Here is a 21,095-nt window from a genome sequence, read left to right as displayed (position 1 = left end):
CGATGGCGCACTTATTTGAACATGAAAAAGCCCGGATGAAACCGGGCTTTATCCAGAGGGGGCGAGGTCAGGCGACCTGTATCGGAATCGCCTCGCTGGTATGGCTGAGCTGGTTGCCCGGCGCCATGTACAGCATGCGCGGCTTGTGGCTGGCCAGTTCGGCTTCGCTGTAGTGTGCGTAGGCGCAGATGATCACGCGGTCGCCGACCTTGGCCTTGTGTGCCGCGGCGCCGTTCACCGAGATCATCTTCGAGCCGTTCTCGGCGCGGATCGCGTAGGTGGTGAAGCGCTCGCCGTTGTCGACGTTGTAGATCTGGATCTGTTCGTACTCGCGGATTCCGGAGAGGTCCAGCCAATCGCCGTCGATGGCGCAGGAGCCTTCGTAGTCGAGGACGGCATGGGTGACTTCGGCGCGATGCAACTTGGCTTTGAGCATGATGGCGTGCATGGGGCGACTCCTATCGGGTCCGCGGGGGGCGGCAGAGTATGGCGAGTCCGTGGTGAGCGCTCAAGCCCCCGGGAGCCGGGGGCTCGGCATGCGTCAATCGAGGTGGACTGAGAGGTTGTCGATCAGTCGGGTACTGCCCAGGTAGGCGGCGACCAGGATCACCAGTTGGCGGTCGCCGGGTACCCCGGGGCGCAGGCTGATCGGCTCGCGGATTTCCAGGTAGTCGGGGCGCAGCCCGGCCTGTTCCAGGGCCTGGCGGGCGTCGGCGAGCAATGCCGGGAAGTCCTCGGCGCCGGCGCGGATGCGTTCGCCGAGCTGCCGCAGGGTGCGGTAGATCGCCGGGGCGGCGGCGCGCTGCTGCTCGTTGAGGTAACCGTTGCGCGAGGACAACGCGAGGCCATCGGCGGCGCGCACCGTCGGCTCGCCGAAGATCTGCACCGGCAGGTTGAGGTCGCGGACCAGCTTGCGGATCACCGCCAACTGCTGGAAATCCTTTTCGCCGAACAGCGCGAGGTCCGGCTGGACCATGTTCAGCAGCTTGCTGACCACGGTCGCCACGCCTTCGAAATGGCCGGGACGACTGGCGCCGCAAAGGCCTTCGGAGACGCCGGGAACATGGATGCGGGTCTGCCCGTCCATGCCGTCGGGGTACATTTCCTCGACGGTCGGGGTGAACAGCAGGTGGCAGCCGGCTTCGAGCAGGCGTTCCTGGTCGGCTGCGAGGGTTCGCGGGTATTTGTCGAGGTCTTCGCTGGGGCCGAATTGCAGCGGGTTGACGAAGATGCTGACGACCACGAAGTCGGCGCGTTCGCCGGCTTTCTTTACCAGCGCGGCATGGCCGGCGTGGAGGTTGCCCATGGTCGGCACGAAGCCGATGCGCTTGCCTTCGCTGCGGGCGCGCGCCACCGCGGCGCGCAGTTCACGGACGGTCTTGACGGTGTTCATGCGTTGAATCCGTGTTCGGCGGCGGGGAAGGACACGTCCTTGACGGCGCGGACATAGGCCGCGATGGCGGCCGGGATGCTCTCCTGGCCTTGCATGAAATCCTTGACGAACTTGGGCGAGCGGCCGGTCAGCGAGAGACCCAGCATGTCGTGCATGACCAGCACCTGGCCATCGGTCGCCGCACCGGCGCCAATCCCGATCACCGGGATCTTCACCGCCTGGGTGATCTCTTCGGCCAGCACGCTGGGCACGCACTCCAGCAGCAGCATGGCGGCGCCGGCCTGCTCCAGGGCGATGGCATCGGCGCGCAACTGGCGCGCCTGGGTTTCCTGGCGGCCCTGGACCTTGAAGCCGCCGAACAGGTTGACCGCCTGCGGGGTCAGGCCGAGATGCGCGCAGACCGGCACGCCCATCTGTGCCAGGCGGGCGATCGGCTCCGCCAGCCAGGCCCCACCCTCCAGCTTGACCATGTGTGCGCCGGCCTGCATCAGGCGGACCGCGTCGGCAAGGGTCTGGGCCACGGAATGGCTGGATTCGAAGGCCAGGTCGGTGACGATCAGGGAACCTTTGTTACCGCGTTTCACGCAGGCCGTGTGATAGGCCATTTCCTCGTTGCTGACCGGCAGGGTGCTGTCGTGACCCTGCAATACCATTCCGAGCGAATCTCCGACCAGAAGCACGTCCACGCCGGCCTGGCTGGCGGTGTGGGCGAAGGTGGCGTCGTAGCAGGTCAGCATGGCGATCTTCTCGCCGCTCTGCTTCAACCCTTGCAGGGTGGTCAGGGTTACATCAGGCATGGAAAGGCTCCTCGTTGGGCCGGTGATGAGCCGGCGCGGGGCAAACGGCCACTTATAGTCCGGATGGGGTGGCTCGAAGTCAATTGCAGGTGTTACCGCATTGTTACGGCGTTACTGCCACTGCCGAACGCCGCGCCGCCTGCGGTTGCGCGCGCAGTGTACGCCCATCCGCGGCGTCCTTCGTCAGCTTTTCGGTAACAGTGTGAAGAGCCCGCCGCGAGGTATCCGCGCAGCGGCGGGCAGGCAGGGTCAGGCGCCCGGAAGGCGTTCGATGCCCTCGAACGGACAGGCCGCGAGCAGCTCCGGCAGGTGGCGGCCATCGGGCAGGCGCAGGTCGGGGGCGAGATCGGCGAGGGGATAGAGCACGAAGGCGCGCGCCTGCATGTGGTAGTGCGGCACCTTCAGGCGCGGCAGGTCGAGCAATTGTTCGCCGAACAGCAGGATGTCCAGGTCGAGCGTGCGCGGACCCCAGCGCAGGTCGCGGACGCGCCCCTGTTCCAGTTCGATGGCCTGCAGGGCGTCGAGCAGGTCGAGCGGCGCCAGGGTGGTGTCGAGGGCCGCCACTCCGTTGACGAAGCGCGGCTGGTCGGCGGGGCCGAGCGGGTCGCTGACATAGAGCGGCGAGACGGCGACCAGGCGGGTCTCGGGAAGCCGCTCGAAGGCATCGAGGGCAGCCTGGATCTGCTCGCGCGGTTCGGCCAGGTTGCTGCCCAGCGCCACGTAGACGCGCTGGATCATTCGCCGCTTCCGCCGCTGCCTTCCTTGCGCGGCCCGCGGCGCCGACGGCCGCTGTTGCCGCCGCGGCGACGCTTGCGCGGGGCGCTGCCGTCTTCCTGGCTGACCAGGTCGCGGATCATGTTGCGCCGCTCGCTGTCGCTGACTTCCTGGTAATCGGTCCACCATTGGCCGAGTCCTTCGGTTTCCTCGCCGGCACTTTCGCGCAGCAGGAGGAAGTCGTAGCCGGCGCGGAAGCGCGGGTTTTCCAGGAGCAGGTCGGCGCGCTTGCCCTGGCGTCGCGGCAGACGTTCCTGCATATCCCAGATCTCGCGGATCGGCAGGGTGAAACGCTTGGGAATGGCAATCCGCTGGCACTGTTCGCTGATCAGTTCGTGGGCGGCTTCCTGCATCGCCGGGATGGCCGGCATGCCTTTCTCCTGCAACTGCGCGACGCGCGCCGGCAGGGCCGGCCAGAGCAGTGCGGCGAAGAGGAAGGCCGGGGTTACCGGCTTGCCCTGGCGAATGCGCGCATCGGTATTGGCCAGGGCCTGGCGGATCAGCTTGCCGGTGTAGTCGGGGTTGGCCTGCAGTGCCTTGGCGCTGGCCGGGAACAGCGGCGCGAACAGTTCGTACTCGACCAGCAGTTCGAAAGTGCGCTCGGCCCGGCCGGCGAGGAACAGCTTGAGCACCTCGTCGAACAGGCGCGCCGAAGGGATTTCCCGCAGCAGCGGGGCCAGCCGGCGAATCGGTGCGGCGCTGTGCTTCTCGATCTCGAAGTCGAGCTTGGCGGCGAAACGTACCGCCCGCAGCATCCGCACCGGGTCTTCCAGATAACGCTGCTCCGGATCGCCGATCAGGCGGATCAGGCGATTGCGGATGTCGTGAACGCCATTGGCGTAGTCCAGCAGCCGCTCGCTGGTGACGTCGAAGTACAGGGCATTGATGGTGAAGTCGCGGCGCTGGGCGTCGTCTTCCAGGCTGCCATAGACGTTGTCGCGCAGGATGCGGCCGCTTTCGTTGCTGGACGCGCGGCTATCGCCATCGTCCTGGCCTTCCGGATGATGGGCGCGGAAGGTGGCGACCTCGATGATCTCGCGGCCGAAGTGCACGTGTACCAGTTTGAAGCGGCGGCCGATGATCCGCGCGTTGCGGAATTCGGCGCGGACCTGCTCCGGCGTGGCGCTGGTGGCGACATCGAAGTCCTTGGGAGCGATGCCGAGCATCTGGTCGCGTACGCAGCCCCCGACCACGTAGGCCTGGTAGCCGGCCCGCTGGAGGATCTCGACGACCTTGACGGCGTTCCGGCTGAACTGGTCCCGGCGCAGGGAGTGCTGGTTGTTACCGATGACTTCCGGGGTTGTACGGACGGCGCGCGGACGGCGCAGGGGGGAACGAATGGTCTGGATCAGCTTTTTCAGCATGGATGTGTTATCGGGAGCACGATGTGGGTGATTGCACGCCTGCGTTGCTCAAACAGGACGGACGTCGGGTAATGCTGCGGCATTATCAGGACCTCTCGGGCGAGGCGTGTTCTGTACCCGTTGAATGTTTGGCCCCGCGACGCACAGGGCGTCCCGGGCGCCGGAACCGACTGCGCCATGCATCCTGACAGAAACGAACAGGGGCCGTACATCCTGTTCCCGCGAAGCGGGAGAGGGCCGGGAAGGCTGCGGTGAATCTGGCAAGGCATGCGGATGGCCGCATAGTCTGCGCGGATTCTAGCATTGGATGGGGAAATGGTGTAAGGCGAAGGAAAAACGGGAAAAACAGAGGGAGGGGTGAAGCTACTGGGGGAGCCGAAGCTCCCCCCCAAGTAGGTGCGTGCTTTGTTTTTATTATGATTTCGGGCTTGTTGTTTTTGTTTGTCGACCCGTCCCTTGAGCCAGTCGCTTCAGGGATATCTCCCAGGCTGGGAGTTCAATAGCAAACGGATTGCTTTGGTCGCTGATGCTGCCATGATCGTCGAACGATCCAACCAGTCTGTGCGCTGCCTCGAGGCAGTTTTATTCTTCTTCCGACTGGCTGCGGGACGGGTCCCGACAGCAACTCCTCTCCAAAAGAATCAGTTAGCTGCGCCTCCGCGATTTTGTTTTTGTTGTGCTGGAGTCGTTACGTGTTGTTTTTATTGTCTTCGTCGTTGCTTGTTATTGTTGTTGTGCCAATACATAAGCAGATGCCGTGCCAGTTTTTCGAAACCCAGTAAAATCAAGGGGTTGAGGTTTTCGGTGGGTTGGCGGAGGGCACAAAAAAACCGGGTTCCCGTTACCGATGAACCCGGTTTCTGTTACGCGGTACGTCCGCGGTAACAGGTTGCAGGGTGTTACGAGTCGGCCGAGGCCCCTGATTTACGCCGCGGAATGCCCAGGCGCTGGCGGCGTTCCCACAGGCATTTGCGGCTGATGCCCAGCTTGCGGGCCAGTTCGGTCTCGGTCATGTGGTCCTGGTGCTCGAGGACGAAGTGCTGGAAGTAGTCTTCCAGCGAAAGGTCCTCGGTGGGCTCGTGGTTGCTGGCCGCGGCGCCCGCCGGGCCGAGGCCGAGGTCGGCGGCGAAGTCGTCCTCGAGGTCGTCCAGCTCGATGTCGATACCCAGCAGGTCGGCGTGGATTTCCTGGCTCTCGCTGAGGATCACCGCCCGCTCGATGGCGTTTTCCAGCTCGCGCACGTTGCCCGGCCATGGGTAATGGCGGATCGCCTGTTCGGCGTCGTGGGCGAAGCTGAGTGGCGCGCGCCCCATCCGGGTGCACTGGCGAGCCAGAAAGGCGCGGGCGATCTCCATCACGTCGTTGCCACGCTCGCGCAGGGCGGGCAGCTTCAGCGAGATCACATGCAGGCGGTAATAGAGGTCTTCGCGGAATTGCCCGGTCTTGGCCAGGGTCTTCAGGTCGCGGTGGGTGGCGGCGATCAGGCGCACGTCGACCTTCTGCGATTGCACCGAGCCGACCCGGCGGATCTCGCCTTCCTGCAATACGCGCAGCAGGCGGGCCTGGGCCTCCAGCGGCAGTTCGCCGATCTCGTCGAGGAACAGGGTGCCGCCGTCGGCCGCTTCGACCAGCCCGGCGCGCCCGGCGCTGGCACCGGTGAAGGCGCCTTTTTCATGGCCGAACAGCTCGGATTCGATCAGGGTTTCCGGAATCGCCGCACAGTTCACCGAGATCAGCGGCGCCTTGGCGCGCTTCGACAGGTTGTGCAGGGCGCGGGCGACCAGTTCCTTGCCGGTGCCGGACTCGCCCTGGATCAGTACCGTGGAGTCGGTCGGCGCGACCTTGCGAATCTTGCTGTACAGCTCTTGCATCGGCGCACAGGAGCCGATGATGCCTATCTCGCCGTCGGCTGCCGCCGGGCTGGCGCCGCGCTCGCCGCCGGCCTTGCCGCCGTTGGCGGAGACCGGGGCCGCGCTGCGGTTCTCCTGGCGGTCCTTGAGGATGCGCGCCACGGCCTGGAGCATTTCGTCGTGGTCGAAAGGCTTGGCGATGTAGTCCACCGCGCCCATCTTCATCGAATCCACCGCCGAACGCAGGCTGGCGTAGCTGGTCATGATCAGCACCGGAATGCCTTCGGCGAGCTTGATCAGTTCGGTGCCGGGGGCGCCCGGCAGGCGCAGGTCGCTGACCACCATGTCGAAGGAGGGGATGGTGTAGCGCTCCTGGGCTTCCTGCACCGAGCCGGCTTCGCTGACCTGGTACTGGTTGCGCTCCAGCAGGCGTCGCAATGCAGATCGGATAATGGTTTCGTCTTCGACGATCAGAATATGTGCCATGTATTCAGCTCTCTCGACGTGCTCGTCTACAGCTCGGCCGTCGGGCCAGGGTGCCGCGGCAGGGTCACGCGGAAGCGGGTGCCGCCTTCTCGCTGGTGATCCGTCGGGCTCTCGATGGTTATCTGTCCATAATGCTCTTCCACGATCGAATAGACCAGTGCGAGGCCGAGCCCGGTCCCCTTGCCGGGGTCCTTGGTGGTGAAGAACGGTTCGAACAACTGGTCCATGATCGCCTTCGGAATGCCGCTGCCCTCGTCCTCGACGACCAGGTCCACGGTATGTTCCGAGGCTTCGCTGCGGACCCGGATCGCTCCGCCCGGCGGGCTGGCGTCGCGAGCATTGGAGAGCAGGTTGATCAGCACCTGGGCCAGGCGCTGCGAGTCTCCCTCGACCCAGTGCGCCGGATCGCAGAGGTTGAAGAACTCTACTTCGACGCTACGCCGGTTCAGCGACAGCAGTCCGATGGCTTCCTGGGCGACTTCGCTCAGGCACACCGGTTCCAGGGCCTGTAGGTGGCTGCCGGAGTGGGCGAAGCTCATCAACGACTGGACGATGCGCGATACGCGCTTGGTCTGGTCGAGGATCTGCTCGCTGATCTCGGTCAGCTCGCCGTCGCCTTCGCGTTCCTCGCGCAGGTTCTGCGCCAGGCAGGCGATGCCGGTGATCGGATTGCCGATCTCGTGGGCTACCCCGGCGGCAAGGCGGCCGATGGAAGCCAGGCGCTCGGAGTGGACCAGCTTGTCTTCCAGCAGTTGGGTTTCGGTGAGGTCTTCCACCAGTAGCACCAGGCCGCTGTTACCCGGCGCCAGGGGTTCCTCGATGGCCGCCTTGTGCAGGTTCAGCCAGCGGGTGTGGCCGTCGTAGACCAGGCGCTGCTTGTGCAGGTGCTCGTCGGGGGCGTCGATGAAGCGTTCCAGCAGGCCCTTCCAGGGTTCGGGCAAGGCCGACAGGCGCGAACCGACGACCTTCTGCGCGCCGACCCCGGTGAGTTCCTCGATGGCGCGGTTCCACATCAGCACTTCCTGGTCCTTGGCCAGGGAGCAGACGCCCATCGGCAGGTCTTGCAGGGTCTGCCGGTGGTAGCGGCGCAGGGTGTCGAGTTCGGCAGCCAGGCCAGTCAGCCGGGAGTGATAGTCCTCCAGGCGGCTCTCGATGAAGTGGATGTCCTCGGTGACATAGCTTTCTTCGCTGGTCTTGTAGGGAAGGAAGGTCTCCACGATGTCCTGGGCGACACTGGGACCCATCAGCCCGGAAAGGTTCGCCTCGATACGGTCGCGCAAGCGACGCAGGGCATAGGGGCGACGTTCGTCGAAGGGCAGGTGGAGATCGCGCAGGGCCTGCTCGACCTCCTTCTGCGCGGTCTTGGCGCCCAGCGGCTTGGCCAGCTGGCTGGCGAACTCCTGCGGCGAGCCGGCGAACAGTTCGCGGCGTTGCGGACGGCGTACGTTGTCCACCGCGCAGGCCTCGGCAGCACCTTTTTCCTCGTCGCTGGCCTCGGTGAACAGCGAGACCAGGGTGAACACCAGCACGTTGGCCGCCAGCGAGGACAGCGCCGCCAGGTGCCAGTTGGAGTCGTCCAGCACGTAGATCACGTCGAACAGCGGCAGGTACAGGCCCTGTACGTTCCCCATCAGGGGCAGCAGCATGGTGATCGCCCAGACCAGCATGCCGGCGATCAGCCCGGAGATGAAGCCGCGGCGGTTGGCGGTCGGCCAGTACAGCACCGAGAGGGCGCCGGGAAGGAATTGCAGGGTGGCGACGAAGGACACTATGCCCAGGTTGGAGAGGTCCTGTTCGGCGCCCAGCAGCAGGTAGAAGGCGTAGCTAGCCATGATGATGGCGACGATCAGCAGGCGCCGGGTCCATTTCAGCCAGCGGTAGATGTTGCCCTGCGCCGGCGGCTGGTAGAGCGGCAGCACCAGGTGGTTGAGGACCATTCCCGAGAGCGCCAGGGTCATCACGATGGTCAGCCCGCTGGCGGCGGAGATGCCGCCGATGAAGGCGGCCAGGGCCAGGGCCGGGCTGTCCACCGCCAGGCCGAGGCCGATGGTGTAGTACTCCGGTGTGGTCGAGGCGCCGAGGCGCAGCCCGGCCCAGAGGATCGGCGGTACCGCAAGGCTCATCAGCAGCAGGAACAGCGGCAGGCCCCAACTAGCGGAAATCAGCGCGCGCGGGTTGAGGTTCTCGGTGAAGATCATGTGGAACATGTGCGGCATCACGATGGCCGCGGCGAAGAACACCAGCAGCAGCGTTCGCCATGGACCCTCGGCCAGCGGCGTGTGCAGGGTGGTCAGCGCGGTCTGGTTCTGCAGCAGCCAGACTTCCAGGCCTTCCGGCCCGCCGAAGACGCCGTACAGGGCGTAGAGGCCGATACTGCCGAGCATCACCAGCTTGACCAGCGACTCGAAGGCGATGGCGAACACCAGTCCCTCGTGGCGTTCGCGGGTGGCGATGTGGCGAGCGCCGAAGAGGATCGCGAACAGGGTGATCAGGGTGCAGAAGACGAATGCGACCCGCTCCTGGGCCGGGTCGCGGGTGAGAATGCTGATCGAGTCGGTGACCGCCTGGATCTGCAGGGCCAGCATCGGCAGCACGCCGATCAGCATGAACAGCGTGGTCAGGGCGCCGGCCCAGGTACTGCGGAAACGGAAGGCGAAGAGGTCGGCCAGCGAGGACAGCTGGTAGGCGCGTGTCACCCGCAGGATCGGATAGAGCAGCACCGGGGCGAGCAGGAAGGCCCCGGAAATCCCCAGGTAGATGGCGAGGAACCCGTAGCCGTACTGGTAGGCCAGGCCTACCGTGCCGTAGAACGCCCAGGCACTGGCGTAGACGCCCAGCGACAGGGTGTAGACCAGCGGATGGCGTACCAGCCGGCGCGGCACGTAGCCGCGCTCGGTGATCCAGGCGATGCCGAAGAGGGTGGAGAGGTAGGCGACGCTGATCAGGATCAGCTGGGTCAGGCTAAAGCTCGTCAGCATCGCGCTGGCTCTGCAGGATGAAAGTGACCACGATGAGGATCAGCCACAGCAGGTACGGGCGGTACCAGGCGCCGTTGGGGTCGATCCACCAGTCCATGATGGCGGGGGAAAAGAGATAGATGCCCACGACCAGGAGCAGGACCAGTCGGTAGATGTACATGCCGCTTCCCTCATGCTTGGGCCGGCAGGCTACAGGCTGCGGGTGGGTGCCGGCAAGCCGCCGGGCGGGCTACAGGCGTTCCTCGGGAAGGGTAGCGCAGTGCGGGATGCGCGTGGCGTCCCAGTGCGCCACGCCCCAGGCCAGCGCCTCGCTGGCGCTGGCCTGGGCCAGTTCGGCCGGCGGCCGCTGGCCGAGCGCGCGCAGGGCGCGGGTCAGCGGCGCGGCGGCCTGCTCGGCGGGCAGTGGCGGGGAGCGGTAGGACTTGCCGAGCTTGTGCCCGTCCGGCTGGACGATCAGCGGCACGTGCAGGTAGCGCGGCTGGCTCAACCCCAGCAGTTCCTGGAGGTAAAGCTGGCGCGGGGTCGAGTCGAGCAGGTCGGCGCCGCGGACGATGTCGGTGATGCCCTGCCAGGCGTCGTCCAGCACCACCGCCAGTTGGTAGGCGTAGAGACCGTCGCGGCGCTGGATGACGAAATCGCCGACCTCGCGGCCGAGATGCTGGCGGACTTCGCCCTGCACGCGGTCGACGAAGCGATATTCCAGCTCCGGCACGCGCAGGCGGATCGCCGCATCCTCGCGGGCGTGCCCGGCGTCGCGGCAGAAGCCCGGGTAGATCCCGGCGAATCCCTCAAGCTGCTTGCGCGAGCAAGTGCAGGCGTAGGCCAGGCCGCTGCGCAGCAGTTGCTCGACCACTGCGGCGTAGGCCGGGAAGCGTTCGCTCTGCCGCTCCACCGCGCCGTCCCATTCGAAGCCGTAGCGCTCCAGGGTTTCCAGGATCGCCTGCTGGGCGCCCGGGACTTCGCGGGGCGGGTCGAGGTCCTCCATGCGCACCAGCCAGCGGCCGCCGACGGCACGCGCGTCCAGGTAGGAGGCGACGGCCGCCACCAGGGAACCGAAGTGCAGGTAGCCGCTGGGCGTCGGGGCGAAGCGGCCTACATAGGAAGAGCTCATGGCGCGGGCGGTGCGGCGGGGAACGGCGGAAACGAAACGGGGCGCCTTGGCGCCCCGTCGGTCCGGCTCAGGAGCCGAGTTGCTTCTCGCGGATTTCCGCGAGGGTCTTGCAGTCGATGCAGAGGGTCGCGGTGGGGCGCGCCTCCAGGCGACGGATGCCGATCTCGACGCCGCAGGAGTCGCACCAGCCGTACTCTTCGTCTTCGATCAGTTGCAGGGTCTCGTCGATCTTCTTGATCAGCTTGCGCTCGCGGTCGCGGGCGCGCAGTTCCAGGCTGAATTCTTCTTCCTGGCTGGCGCGGTCGGCCGGATCGGGGAAGTTGGCCGCTTCGTCCTGCATGTGATGCACGGTACGGTCGACCTCTTCCATCAGCTCCTGTTTCCATTTGTTCAGGATCGCGGTGAAGTGCGCGCGCATGCGCTCGCTCATGTACTCCTCGCCCTTGGTTTCCTGATAGGGTTCGAAGCCGCGGGTCATCTGCTGGCTGCTCTGTTGTTTTGCTTTGGTGGACATGAATGGCCGCCTCTCACTTTCGCTAATCCTGTCCGCGGCAGGGTTCCCTCGCCGGCTCTCCGGCCCCGCGGTCGCAAGCGGGCGAACTTACCAGAACGATAACCTTGGCGCTACTCCCGGTTGTCGAGGCTGGTGTCGCCCGCGTAATGGCTTGGTTAGAATCGGTTTTTCCTCGCAAAGTTCGGAATATCCATGGCTACCTCCTATAGCGCGCGCAGTCGGGCCATCGAGCCTTTCCATGTCATGGCCCTGCTGGCGCGGGCCAACGAGTTGCAGGCCGCCGGCCACGATGTGATCCACCTGGAGATCGGCGAGCCGGACTTCACCACGGCCGAGCCGATCGTCGAGGCCGGGCGCGCCGCCCTGGCCGCCGGGCATACCCGCTACACCGCCGCCCGCGGCCTGCCGGCGCTGCGCGAGGCGATCGCGAAATTCTACTGCGAACGCTACGGGGTCGACCTCGACCCGCAGCGCGTGCTGGTCACTCCGGGCGGCTCCGGCGCCCTGCTGCTGGCCAGCAGCTTGCTGGTCGACCCCGGCCGCCACTGGTTGCTCGCCGACCCGGGCTACCCGTGCAACAGGCATTTCCTGCGCCTGGTGGAAGGCGCCGCGCAACTGGTGCCGGTGGGGCCGGACAGCCGTTACCAACTGACGCCGGATCTCATCGAGCGGCACTGGGATTCAGACAGTGTAGGCGCTCTGGTGGCGACGCCGGCGAATCCGACCGGGACCCTGCTCGATCGCGACGAACTGGCCGGCCTGTCGGGCGCCTTGAAGGCCCGCGGCGGGCACCTAGTGGTGGACGAGATCTATCACGGCCTGACCTATGGCGTGGACGCCGCCTCGGTGCTGGAAGTCGACGACGACGCTTTCGTCCTGAATAGTTTTTCCAAGTATTTCGGCATGACCGGCTGGCGCCTGGGCTGGCTGGTGGCGCCGGCAGCGGCGGTGCCTGAGCTGGAGAAGCTGGCGCAGAACCTCTACATCAGCGCGCCGAGCATGGCCCAGCAGGCCGCGCTGGCCTGTTTCGAGCCGACCACCATCGCCATTCTCGAAGAGCGTCGCGAAGAGTTCGCCCGCCGTCGCGACTTCCTCCTGCCGGCCCTGCGCGAGCTGGGTTTCGGAATCGCCGTGGAGCCTGAAGGCGCCTTCTATCTCTACGCCGATATCAGCGCGTTCGGCGGCGATGCCTACGCCTTCTGCAAGCACTTCATCGAGACCGAGCACGTTGCCTTCACCCCGGGGCTGGATTTCGGCCGCCACCAGGCCGGCCACCACGTGCGTTTCGCCTATACCCAGAACCTGCCGCGCCTGCAGGAAGCGGTGGAGCGGATCGCCCGCGGCCTGAAGAACTGGCGGCCCTGATGCGTTTCGAGCAGCCACTGGAAGAAGGCCGCCTGCTGCGTCGCTACAAGCGTTTCCTCGCCGATATCGAGAGCGCCGGCGGCGAGCGCCTGACCATCCACTGTCCGAATACCGGTTCGATGCTCAATTGCATGAGCGAAGGCTGCCGGGTCTGGTTCAGCCGCTCCAACGACCCCAAGCGCAAGCTGCCGGGGACCTGGGAGCTGAGCGAGACCCCGCAGGGCCGCCTGGCCTGCGTCAACACGGCGCGGGCCAACCGCCTGGTAGAGGAGGCGCTGCTGGCCGGGGACATCGCGGAGCTTGCCGGTTTCACCGCTCTGCGCCGGGAAGTGGCCTACGGCGTGGAGAACAGTCGCGCCGACTTTCGCCTGGAATACCCCACGGGCGCACTGTTCATCGAGGTGAAGAGCGTCACCCTGGGCTTCGACGAAACCGCCGTGGCGGCCTTTCCCGACGCGGTGACGCTGCGCGGCGCCAAGCACCTGCGCGAACTGGCGGCGCTGGCGCGGGAGGGGATCCGCGCGGTGCAGCTGTACTGCGTGAACCTTTCCGGGGTCGAGGCGGTGCGCCCCGCCGACGAGATCGATCCAGCCTATGGCAAGGCGTTGCGCGAGGCGGCGCAAGCGGGCGTCGAGGTGCTGGCCTATGGCGCCGAGGTGACGACGGAAGGATTGCACCTGGCGCGGCGCCTCCCGGTGCGACTCTGAGGCATGGCCGCGCCGTGGGGCGCGGCCACTCGCTCAGCGGCGTTCGAGCAGGACGCCGCTTTCCATGTGGTGGGTGTAGGGGAACTGGTCGAACAGCGCGCAGCGGCTGATCCGGTGCGTGTCGTGCAGTTGGGCGATGTTCTGCGCCAGGGTTTCCGGGTTGCACGAAATGTACAGGATGCGCTCGAAGCGCCGGGTCAGCTCGCAGGTGTCCGGATCCATGCCGGCTCGTGGCGGATCGACGAAGACACTGCCGAAGGCGTAGCTCTTCAGGTCGATGTCGGCCAGGCGGCGGAACGGGCGAACCTCGTTCAGCGCCTGGGTCAGCTCTTCGGCCGACAGGCGCACCAGGCTGACGTTGTCCACCGCGTTGTCGGCCAGGTTGGCCAGCGCCGCATTGACCGAGGACTTGCTGATCTCGGTGGCCAGCACCTTGCGTACCCGGGTGGCCAGGGGCAGGGTGAAGTTGCCGTTGCCGCAGTACAGTTCGAGCAGGTCGTCGTCGCGCTGGCCGAGCGCCTCGTAGGCCCAGCCGAGCATCTTCTGGTTGACCTCGCCGTTGGGCTGGGTGAAAGCCCCCTCGGGCTGGCGGTAGCGGAAGCGCCGGCCGGCGACCGACAGTTCCTCCTCCACATAGTCGCGTCCGACGACGATACGCTTGCCGCGCGAACGCCCGACCAGGTTCACGCCCAGTTCCGCCGCCAGCTTTTCCGCTGCCTGTCGCCAGGCGTCGTCGATCGGCCGGTGGTAGCAGAGGGTGATCAGCGCGTCGCCGGCCAGGGTGGTGAGAAACTCCACCTGGAACAGCTTGAAGCCCAGCGCCGGGTCGGCCCAGGCCGCCTTCAGGCGCGGCATCAGTTCGTTGATGCGGCGGCTGGCGATGGGGAAATCCTCGATCAGGATCGGCGTGTGCTTGTCGCCCTGCTCGAACATCGCGTAGTGACGCTTCTCGTTGCCGGTTTCCCGCCACAGGCGGAATTCGGCGCGCAGCCGGTAATGCTCGCGCGGCGACTCGAAGACCTCCGGCGCGGGTGCCGCGAACGGGGCCAGCAAACCGGCGAGGCGGGACTTCTTGTCTTCCAGTTGCGCGGCGTAGGCGCTGGGGTCGAACTGTGGACGGCTCATGCGTTGAAGAAGCCCAGCTTGATCACGAACAGGACGGAGAGGATCACCAGCGCCGGGTTCAGTTCGCGCCAGCGCCCGGACAGCACCTTGATCGCGGTCCAGGAAATGAAGCCGAAGGCGATGCCGGTGGCGATCGAATAGGTGAACGGCATGGCCAGCGCGGTGACGACCACCGGCGCGGCGACGGTGATGTCTTCCCAGTCGATCTCTGCCAGGCCCGAGGCCATCAGCACGGCGACGAAGAGCAGCGCCGGGGCGGTGGCGAAGGCCGGTACGCTGCCGGCCAGCGGGGCGAAGAACAGCGCGAGGAGGAACAGGATGGCGACGACGATGGCGGTCAGGCCGGTGCGGCCGCCGGCGCTGACGCCCGCGGCGGACTCGATGTAGCTGGTGGTGGTCGAGGTGCCCAGCAGCGAGCCGCCCATGGCGGCGGTACTGTCGGCGATCAGCGCGCGGCCCATCTTCGGCATGTGGCCGTCCTTGCCCATCAGTCCGGCGCGCTTGGCGACGCCGATCAGGGTGCCGGAGTTGTCGAACAGGTCGACGAAGAGGAAGGCGAAGATCACGCTGACCAGGCCGATGTCCAGCGCGCCCTTGATGTCCAGTTGGAGGAAGGTCGGCGCCAGCGACGGCGGCATCGAGACCACGCCGCCGAACTGGGTCACGCCGAGCAGGATGGCGATGGCGGTGACCACCAGGATACCGATCAGCACCGCGCCGGTGACGCTACGCGCCTCCAGGGCGACGATCAGGATGAAGCCGAGGGTGGCGAGGATCGGTGCCGGCTTGGTCAGGTCGCCCATGCCGATCAGGGTTGCCGGGTTGTCCACCACGATGCCGGCGTTCTGCAGGGCGATCAGTGCGAGGAACAGGCCGATGCCGGCGGCGATCGCCGAGCGTAGCGGCAGGGGGATGCTGTTGATGATCCATTCGCGGATGCGAAAGATCGACAGCAGGAAGAACATGGTGGCGGAAATGAACACTGCGCCCAGCGCGACCTGCCAGCTGTGGCCCATGTGCAGCACCACGGTGTAGGTGAAGAAGGCGTTGAGGCCCATGCCGGGGGCCAGGGCGATCGGGTAGTTGGCGATCAGGCCCATGATGGTCGAGCCGATGGCCGCTGCCAGGCAGGTGGCGACGAACACCGCGCCCTTGTCCATGCCGGTCTCGCCGAGGATGCTCGGGTTGACGAAGAGGATGTAGGCCATGGTCAGGAAGGTGGTGATCCCCGCCAGGATCTCGGTGCGCACCGTGGTGTTGTGCGCCTTTAATTGAAACAGCTTTTCCAGCATGTTGGATTCCCCTGAATGTGCTCTGCAACGATCCCCATGGCGCCAGCAGAAGTGGCCGGCCGTGGAGCCGGCCGCCGACCAGGGAAAACCGAATTTCCGCGTGGCGGGCGTTGCATCGCTGTCTCGTCGGCGCGGTACCGCGAACGATCCCGGCAGACGGCTGAGTCCCGAAAATGCGCGAGCCGCATGAAACGACCCACGCACGCCAGGGGCCTCGCGGCGGCCTGCGTGGGGTTCATACGGCTCGAAAAGGCGCGCATCATACCAGTTCGCGGGAGAGGGGTGAATTTCCGCCAGTCTAGTCGATCGTCGCCTCGCGGAAGGCCCTGCTCGCCCGCCCGGCGCGGGCGGCGTTAACATAGGCGTTGGCGTCCGGACGGACGCTCCGCCCAGGTTTTCTGCAGTACCTCATCATGAAACGCTCGAAACTCGCATTCCTTCCGCTGGGCCTGGCGCTGCTGCTGGCCGCTTGCGCCAGCGATCCGCTGCCGATCCCGCAGCACAGCTTCGGGGTCTATGCCACCGCCAGCACGCCTTCCGCGGCGTTCCGCACCCTGGCCGACCCGCAGGGCAAGGCCATGCTGGTGGCGCTGAAGCCCAGCCTGACCCAGGCTGACGTACTCCGCGCCGAGGTCCTGTACGACCAGAACGGTCGACCCGGCGTCGAAGTCACCTTCACCGAACCGGCCGCCCGCCGCCTGGCCGCGCTGACCGGCGAGGCCCGGGGGCGCACTCTAGCGGTACTGGTGGACGGGCGCCTGCGCCTGGCGCCGCGGGTGCGCGAGCCGATCCGCAACGGTAAGGTCTATCTCGACGGGTTGGCTTCGGCCTACGAGGCCAGGGAACTGGCCGATCAGTTGAATGCGCTGGGAAGCCAGCCGGGGCGCTAAGCGCCCGGCTGGCGGCGAGGCTCAGAGCGTCTGGGCCTTGAAGGTATCGCAACTGGCCGGCGAGCCGCTCTCGAAGCCGGTCTTGAACCAGCGCATGCGTTGCGCCGAGGAGCCATGGGTGAAGGAATCCGGCACCACCATGCCGCGGCCCTGGCGTTGCAGGCGATCGTCGCCGATGGCGTTGGCGGCGTTCAGGGCTTCCTCGATGTCGCCCGGCTCCAGCCAGTTCAGCCGCTGCTGTGCACGGTTGGCCCAGACCCCGGCGAAGCAGTCCGCCTGCAGTTCCTGGCGTACCGACAGGCCGTTGGCGCCCTCCATGCGCGCGCCGCGCTGGCGGGCTGCGTTGATCTTGGCCGAGATGCCCATCAGGTTCTGCACGTGGTGGCCGACCTCGTGGGCGATCACATAGGCCTGGGCGAAGTCGCCGGCGGCGGAGAAGCGCTGTTCCATCTCGCGGAAGAACTCCAGGTCGAGGTAGACCCGGCGGTCGGCCGGACAGTAGAACGGCCCGGTGGCCGACGAGGCGAAGCCGCAGGCGGAATTCACCCCATTGCTGAACAGCACCAGCTTGGGCTGTTGGTATTGTGCCTGGCCGCTGGCGAAGATCTGTTCCCAGGTGTCCTCGGTGTCGCCGAGGATCGAGCGGACGAACTCGCTCTGCTCGTCGTTGGCCGCCGGGGCCCGACCGCCGGCCTGCTGCTGGGTGGCCGGCGCCGGGCTGTCCATCTGGCCGAGCAGCGACCCGAGGATCTGCATTGGGTCCTGGCCCATCAGCAGGCCGACCACCACCACGATGGCCACCCCACCCAGGCTGAGGCCCTTGCCGCCGATGCGCATGCCGCCACCGCCGCCTGCGCCTCCTTCGCCCCGGGCATCAATCACGTTGTCACTGCGTCGTCCTTTGCGCCAGAGCATGGCGGTTCTCCTGTACGTTTCGCTTCTTCAGTGTTGTCGTCGTCCGCCGCCAGCGCCACCCCGACCGTCAGGCCGAGGTCAGCAGCTCGGCGCGGGCGAGCAGTTGGACGTGGCCGCCGACCCTTACGCTACCGTCTGTCGCGACCTGGACGTCGAGCCGGCTCGGCCGCTCGAGGAAGCGTCCCTGGTGCAGGACGAAGGGTTCGCCGCGCGCGGCAAGCCCGTATTCCACCAGGTAGGCGGCGACCGGACCGGCAGCGCTGCCGGTAGCCACGTCTTCCACCAGCCCCAGGCTGTCCCAGGTGCGGCCCTCGCGCCCGTCGACGTCGAGCAGATAGACAAACGCCGCGCCGAGTTTATCCAGGGCTTCTTGCAAATCGTTGACCTGACGGGCTCGACCCAGCGCCTCGGCGGTCACCGGCAGGAGCAGGTAGGGCAGGCCGGTGCTCACCACCCGCGGTGGATGCCCGGACAGGTCGTTGGCCGATAGCGAGAAGGCTTCGGCGAACCAGCGGCAGGTCCCGGCGTCCGGGGTGGCGCCGAATTCGGCGCGGCCCTGGTCCATCTCGGCGTAGAAACCGCTGCCCGCCCGCACGCTGCGCAGGGCCACCGATTTGCTGGCCAGGTGCAGCGTCCAGTGCTGTTCGTTGTCGCCGCCGCGCAGGTGATGGAGCAGGGCGGCGGCGCCGAGCAGCGGGTGGCCGGCGAACGGCAGTTCTTCCTCCAGGGTGAAGATCCGTGCGCGGAAGGCCCGTGGGTCGTTGCCCGGCAGCAGGAAGATCGACTCGAACTGGCGCAGTTCGCGGGTCCAGGCCTGCATGGCGGCGTCATCGAGGGCGCTGGCGTCGTCGAACACGGCCAGGCCGTTGCCGGTGAGCGGACGCTCGGCGAACACATCGAGTTGCCAGTAGCGTCGGGACATGGGCCTTTTCCTGTGAAATGGAATGAAAAACGCGAGGGGGGACTCGACAAGCAGCCTATCGGCCTTTATGTTCGCCGACAAGAAAGCGCCTGGCTGGTGCTTTCCAGGCCGCCGCAGCGGCCGGCGTCGCTCGGACGGTTCCGGGCGCTTACGTTACTCCGAGGACAGCATGGCTGAATCACGCCCTGCGCGCCGTTTCGCGCGCATCGACCGCCTTCCCCCCTACGTTTTCAATATCACCGCCGAACTGAAGATGGCCGCTCGTCGCCGTGGCGAGGACATCATCGACCTGAGCATGGGCAATCCCGACGGGCCGACCCCGCCGCATATCGTCGAGAAGCTCTGCACCGTCGCCCAGCGCGAAGACACCCATGGCTACTCCACCTCGCGCGGCATCCCGCGCCTGCGCCGGGCCATCTCGCACTGGTACCGCGACCGCTACGACGTGCAGATCGACCCGGAAAGCGAAGCCATCGTCACCATCGGCTCCAAGGAAGGCCTGGCGCACCTGATGCTGGCGACCCTCGACCATGGCGACACCATCCTCGTGCCCAACCCGAGCTATCCGATCCACATCTACGGTGCGGTGATCGCCGGCGCCCAGGTGCGCTCGGTGCCGCTGGTGCCGGGCATCGATTTCTTCAACGAGCTGGAACGGGCGATCCGCGAATCGATTCCCAAGCCGCGCATGATGATTCTCGGTTTCCCCTCCAACCCTACCGCGCAGTGCGTCGAGCTGGACTTCTTCGAGCGCGTGGTGGCGCTGGCCAAGCAGTACGACGTGATGGTCGTGCACGACCTGGCCTATGCCGACATCGTCTACGACGGCTGGAAAGCGCCGTCGATCATGCAGGTGCCGGGTGCCAAGGATATCGCGGTGGAGTTCTTCACCCTGTCGAAGAGCTACAACATGGCCGGCTGGCGGATCGGCTTCATGGTCGGCAATCCCGAGCTGGTCTCGGCCCTGGCGCGGATCAAGAGCTACCACGACTACGGCACCTTCACGCCCCTGCAGGTGGCGGCCATCGCCGCTCTGGAAGGCGACCAGCAGTGCGTCCGCGATATCGCCCGGCAGTACCAGCAGCGCCGCGACGTCCTGGTGAAGGGACTGCGCGAGGCCGGCTGGATGGTGGAGAACCCGAAGGCCTCGATGTACGTCTGGGCGAAGATCCCCGAGCCCTACGCGCATCTGGGCTCGCTGGAGTTCGCCAAGAAGCTGTTGCAGGACGCCAAGGTCTCGGTGTCGCCGGGGATCGGCTTCGGCGACTACGGCGACGATCATGTGCGTTTCGCCCTGATCGAGAACCGCGACCGCCTGCGCCAGGCGGTGCGCGGGATCAAGTCGATGTTCCGCGCCGACGGGCTGCTGTCGCCGCAGAAGAAGGTCGATAGCCTGGCGGAGTGATCCTCACGCCCTGCTACAAGGAAAAACGCCGTTTCCCCTGGGGGAAACGGCGTTTTCGTTAGCGTCCCGGGTACTCCGCCAGTACCGAGGCCTGGCCGCTCCTGGTCAGGCCGACGACCTGGTAGGCGTCCTGGCGGTCGCCCATTTCCATGCCCGGCGAGCCGACCGGCATGCCCGGTACGGCGGCGCCGACCAGGTCGGCACGTTCGCGCAGCTTGAGGATGTCGGCTGCCGGCACGTGGCCTTCGACGAACTTGCCGTCGATCACTCCGGTATGACAGGAGCCCATGCTGTAGGGCACGCCGAGGCGGCTCTTGACTGCGCTCATGTCTGCTTCCACATGGTCGGTGACCTTGAAACCGTTGGCTTCGAGGTGCTTGATCCAGTCCTTGCAGCAGCCGCAGTTGGCGTCGCGGTGGACGTCGATGGCCAGCGGTTCGGCGGCCTGGACCAGGGAACCGTGGAGCAGGGTGGCGGCCAGGACGGCCAGGGGTGCGAAGCGGCGCATGGGATTCTCCTTGCTGCGAGCGAATGCCGGGAGCATACCGCTGGCACCCGCCGCCACCCAGCCGGTGAGCTGTATCCACTTGTGACGAAGCGATGCGCTGCCCGCCGCGCCGGGTTGCCGTTGGGCAGGGACGGATTGTCGCAGCGAACTCGTCGGCGCGGTTTGGGTCTGCTGTCCTTAGGGTTGCCGGGGCGTTCGCCGCCGGTGTCGAACTGACCGCTGGGGGCAACAGGCCCGAGGAGAAAGGGGATGCTCTTCGCCCGTTTGGTTTTGCTGGTTCAGGCGCTGGTATGGGGCGCGCTGGGAGTGCTGTACTGGGTGCGTCCCTACGAGATGGCCAATCTCAGTGGCATGCTGCTGATGGAGCCTTCGGCGGTCAGCGATGCGCGGGTGTTCTATGGCGGCCATCAGTTCGCCCTGGCGTTGTTCCTGCTGTTCGCCCTGCGCCGGGCTTCGCTGGTGCAGCCGGCGTTGATCCTGGTAGTGCTGCTGCAATCGATCCTGACTCTGTCGCGGCTATTGATTGCCTGGATCGAGGGCGGGATGGAGGCCGACGGCAACCTGTTCGGCTTGCTGTTCCGCGGCGCAATGGCTGCCCTGGGGATCGCCGCCCTGTGGTGGCTGCAACGGCGGCCGCCCCGGCTGTCGACGCCCGGCGAGAACACCGAGCGCCGCGAGGACGACTTCGACGGCCTGTGA

Annotated in this window: 20 protein-coding genes; 5 read left to right on the top strand and 15 right to left on the bottom strand. The window is 66.5% G+C overall.

From position 1 onward, the window contains the following. Positions 1-67: 67 nt before the first annotated feature. The 10 genes from panD to dksA form a co-directional block, all read right to left on the bottom strand. The gene (gene panD / locus VQ067_RS25990; RefSeq protein WP_003095150.1) at positions 68-448 is read right to left on the bottom strand and encodes an aspartate 1-decarboxylase; all 381 of its coding nucleotides are present in this window, start codon (positions 446-448) and stop codon (positions 68-70) included. A gap of 93 nt (positions 449-541) precedes the next feature. Continuing rightward, positions 542-1,393 (bottom strand): pantoate--beta-alanine ligase, encoded by an 852-nt coding sequence (gene panC, locus VQ067_RS25985; RefSeq protein WP_012614571.1) that lies wholly within the window; start codon positions 1,391-1,393, stop codon positions 542-544. Beyond that, positions 1,390-2,190, bottom strand: coding sequence for a 3-methyl-2-oxobutanoate hydroxymethyltransferase (gene panB / locus VQ067_RS25980; RefSeq protein ID WP_003095147.1), 801 nt, complete (start codon positions 2,188-2,190; stop codon positions 1,390-1,392). Before panB ends, panC begins: the two co-directional genes overlap by 4 nt. 249 nt (positions 2,191-2,439) lie before the next feature. Next, on the bottom strand, positions 2,440-2,928 hold the full coding sequence (folK, locus tag VQ067_RS25975; RefSeq protein WP_003100189.1) for a 2-amino-4-hydroxy-6-hydroxymethyldihydropteridine diphosphokinase: 489 nt from the start codon (positions 2,926-2,928) through the stop codon (positions 2,440-2,442). Then, complete coding sequence (locus VQ067_RS25970) at positions 2,925-4,328, bottom strand: polynucleotide adenylyltransferase PcnB (RefSeq protein WP_003095142.1); 1,404 nt, start codon at positions 4,326-4,328, stop codon at positions 2,925-2,927. The genes folK and VQ067_RS25970 overlap by 4 nt, the downstream gene beginning before the upstream one ends. Positions 4,329-5,227: 899 nt before the next feature. Beyond that, positions 5,228-6,664, bottom strand: coding sequence for a two-component system response regulator CbrB (cbrB, locus tag VQ067_RS25965; RefSeq protein ID WP_003095138.1), 1,437 nt, complete (start codon positions 6,662-6,664; stop codon positions 5,228-5,230). 26 nt (positions 6,665-6,690) lie between these two features. Further along, entirely contained in the window at positions 6,691-9,642 is a 2,952-nt protein-coding gene (cbrA, locus tag VQ067_RS25960; RefSeq protein WP_003095132.1) for a two-component system sensor histidine kinase CbrA, read from the bottom strand. Beyond that, positions 9,626-9,802, bottom strand: coding sequence for a hypothetical protein (locus VQ067_RS25955; protein WP_003095129.1), 177 nt, complete (start codon positions 9,800-9,802; stop codon positions 9,626-9,628). Before VQ067_RS25955 ends, cbrA begins: the two co-directional genes overlap by 17 nt. A gap of 69 nt (positions 9,803-9,871) precedes the next feature. Beyond that, entirely contained in the window at positions 9,872-10,753 is an 882-nt protein-coding gene (gene gluQRS, locus VQ067_RS25950) for a tRNA glutamyl-Q(34) synthetase GluQRS (protein ID WP_022580477.1), read from the bottom strand. Positions 10,754-10,820: 67 nt separating this feature from the next. After that, a complete protein-coding gene (dksA, locus tag VQ067_RS25945) occupies positions 10,821-11,267 on the bottom strand; it encodes an RNA polymerase-binding protein DksA (RefSeq protein WP_003095122.1) in 447 nt (148 codons plus the stop codon). Positions 11,268-11,459: 192 nt separating this feature from the next. Here dksA and VQ067_RS25940 point away from each other — a divergent pair, with 192 nt between their 5' ends. Both VQ067_RS25940 and sfsA read left to right on the top strand, forming a co-directional pair. Beyond that, positions 11,460-12,632, top strand: a complete 1,173-nt coding sequence (locus VQ067_RS25940) for a pyridoxal phosphate-dependent aminotransferase (protein WP_022580478.1) — start codon at positions 11,460-11,462, stop codon at positions 12,630-12,632. Next, complete coding sequence (gene sfsA / locus VQ067_RS25935) at positions 12,632-13,339, top strand: DNA/RNA nuclease SfsA (protein WP_003100180.1); 708 nt, start codon at positions 12,632-12,634, stop codon at positions 13,337-13,339. The genes VQ067_RS25940 and sfsA overlap by 1 nt, the downstream gene beginning before the upstream one ends. A gap of 33 nt (positions 13,340-13,372) precedes the next feature. Here the strand turns inward: sfsA and trmA are convergent, their stop codons facing one another. Continuing rightward, positions 13,373-14,464, bottom strand: coding sequence for a tRNA (uridine(54)-C5)-methyltransferase TrmA (gene trmA / locus VQ067_RS25930; protein WP_003111178.1), 1,092 nt, complete (start codon positions 14,462-14,464; stop codon positions 13,373-13,375). Then, positions 14,461-15,756 (bottom strand): NCS2 family permease, encoded by a 1,296-nt coding sequence (locus VQ067_RS25925; protein WP_003095114.1) that lies wholly within the window; start codon positions 15,754-15,756, stop codon positions 14,461-14,463. The genes trmA and VQ067_RS25925 overlap by 4 nt, the downstream gene beginning before the upstream one ends. 413 nt (positions 15,757-16,169) lie before the next feature. Between VQ067_RS25925 and VQ067_RS25920 the strand changes: the two genes are divergently transcribed. Then, on the top strand, positions 16,170-16,646 hold the full coding sequence (locus VQ067_RS25920) for a SecDF P1 head subdomain-containing protein (RefSeq protein WP_009314236.1): 477 nt from the start codon (positions 16,170-16,172) through the stop codon (positions 16,644-16,646). A 21-nt stretch (positions 16,647-16,667) separates the two neighbouring features. Here VQ067_RS25920 and ypfJ read toward each other — a convergent pair whose 3' ends face one another. Further along, positions 16,668-17,561 (bottom strand): KPN_02809 family neutral zinc metallopeptidase, encoded by an 894-nt coding sequence (ypfJ, locus tag VQ067_RS25915; RefSeq protein WP_003095112.1) that lies wholly within the window; start codon positions 17,559-17,561, stop codon positions 16,668-16,670. A 67-nt stretch (positions 17,562-17,628) separates the two neighbouring features. Then, on the bottom strand, positions 17,629-18,483 hold the full coding sequence (locus VQ067_RS25910) for a PhzF family phenazine biosynthesis protein (RefSeq protein ID WP_033990062.1): 855 nt from the start codon (positions 18,481-18,483) through the stop codon (positions 17,629-17,631). A 169-nt stretch (positions 18,484-18,652) separates the two neighbouring features. Here VQ067_RS25910 and alaC point away from each other — a divergent pair, with 169 nt between their 5' ends. Then, positions 18,653-19,888: an alanine transaminase gene (gene alaC / locus VQ067_RS25905; protein WP_003111172.1), complete on the top strand. Its 1,236-nt coding sequence runs from the start codon at positions 18,653-18,655 to the stop codon at positions 19,886-19,888. Between the two features lie 58 nt (positions 19,889-19,946). On the opposite strand, the gene VQ067_RS25900 is transcribed toward alaC, so the two are convergent. Continuing rightward, on the bottom strand, positions 19,947-20,396 hold the full coding sequence (locus VQ067_RS25900; RefSeq protein ID WP_003095106.1) for a DUF411 domain-containing protein: 450 nt from the start codon (positions 20,394-20,396) through the stop codon (positions 19,947-19,949). 249 nt (positions 20,397-20,645) lie between these two features. Between VQ067_RS25900 and VQ067_RS25895 the strand changes: the two genes are divergently transcribed. After that, positions 20,646-21,095, top strand: a complete 450-nt coding sequence (locus VQ067_RS25895) for a DUF4345 family protein (RefSeq protein WP_004365359.1) — start codon at positions 20,646-20,648, stop codon at positions 21,093-21,095.

The organism is Pseudomonas sp. KBN12P06040 (assembly GCF_037574965.1).
Classification (GTDB): Bacteria; Pseudomonadota; Gammaproteobacteria; order Pseudomonadales; family Pseudomonadaceae; genus Pseudomonas; species Pseudomonas aeruginosa.
The sequence above is the reverse complement of the archived record's forward strand: the minus strand, read 5'-3'. Positions and strand labels throughout refer to the sequence as shown.

Excerpts from the sequence above, each read along its gene's own strand:
- VQ067_RS25970 (WP_003095142.1), bottom strand. The coding sequence starts at position 4,328 with ATGCTGAAAAAGCTGATCCAGACCATTCGTTCCCCCCTGCGCCGTCCG.
- VQ067_RS25925 (WP_003095114.1), bottom strand. The coding sequence starts at position 15,756 with ATGCTGGAAAAGCTGTTTCAATTAAAGGCGCACAACACCACGGTGCGC.
- VQ067_RS25955 (WP_003095129.1), bottom strand. The coding sequence starts at position 9,802 with ATGTACATCTACCGACTGGTCCTGCTCCTGGTCGTGGGCATCTATCTC.
- panD (WP_003095150.1), bottom strand. The coding sequence starts at position 448 with ATGCACGCCATCATGCTCAAAGCCAAGTTGCATCGCGCCGAAGTCACC.
- ypfJ (WP_003095112.1), bottom strand. The coding sequence starts at position 17,561 with ATGCTCTGGCGCAAAGGACGACGCAGTGACAACGTGATTGATGCCCGG.
- folK (WP_003100189.1), bottom strand. The coding sequence starts at position 2,928 with ATGATCCAGCGCGTCTACGTGGCGCTGGGCAGCAACCTGGCCGAACCG.
- dksA (WP_003095122.1), bottom strand. The coding sequence starts at position 11,267 with ATGTCCACCAAAGCAAAACAACAGAGCAGCCAGCAGATGACCCGCGGC.
- VQ067_RS25900 (WP_003095106.1), bottom strand. The coding sequence starts at position 20,396 with ATGCGCCGCTTCGCACCCCTGGCCGTCCTGGCCGCCACCCTGCTCCAC.
- alaC (WP_003111172.1), top strand. The coding sequence starts at position 18,653 with ATGGCTGAATCACGCCCTGCGCGCCGTTTCGCGCGCATCGACCGCCTT.
- cbrA (WP_003095132.1), bottom strand. The coding sequence starts at position 9,642 with ATGCTGACGAGCTTTAGCCTGACCCAGCTGATCCTGATCAGCGTCGCC.
- gluQRS (WP_022580477.1), bottom strand. The coding sequence starts at position 10,753 with ATGAGCTCTTCCTATGTAGGCCGCTTCGCCCCGACGCCCAGCGGCTAC.
- sfsA (WP_003100180.1), top strand. The coding sequence starts at position 12,632 with ATGCGTTTCGAGCAGCCACTGGAAGAAGGCCGCCTGCTGCGTCGCTAC.
- VQ067_RS25940 (WP_022580478.1), top strand. The coding sequence starts at position 11,460 with ATGGCTACCTCCTATAGCGCGCGCAGTCGGGCCATCGAGCCTTTCCAT.
- panB (WP_003095147.1), bottom strand. The coding sequence starts at position 2,190 with ATGCCTGATGTAACCCTGACCACCCTGCAAGGGTTGAAGCAGAGCGGC.
- VQ067_RS25920 (WP_009314236.1), top strand. The coding sequence starts at position 16,170 with ATGAAACGCTCGAAACTCGCATTCCTTCCGCTGGGCCTGGCGCTGCTG.
- cbrB (WP_003095138.1), bottom strand. The coding sequence starts at position 6,664 with ATGGCACATATTCTGATCGTCGAAGACGAAACCATTATCCGATCTGCA.
- trmA (WP_003111178.1), bottom strand. The coding sequence starts at position 14,464 with ATGAGCCGTCCACAGTTCGACCCCAGCGCCTACGCCGCGCAACTGGAA.
- VQ067_RS25910 (WP_033990062.1), bottom strand. The coding sequence starts at position 18,483 with ATGTCCCGACGCTACTGGCAACTCGATGTGTTCGCCGAGCGTCCGCTC.
- VQ067_RS25895 (WP_004365359.1), top strand. The coding sequence starts at position 20,646 with ATGCTCTTCGCCCGTTTGGTTTTGCTGGTTCAGGCGCTGGTATGGGGC.
- panC (WP_012614571.1), bottom strand. The coding sequence starts at position 1,393 with ATGAACACCGTCAAGACCGTCCGTGAACTGCGCGCCGCGGTGGCGCGC.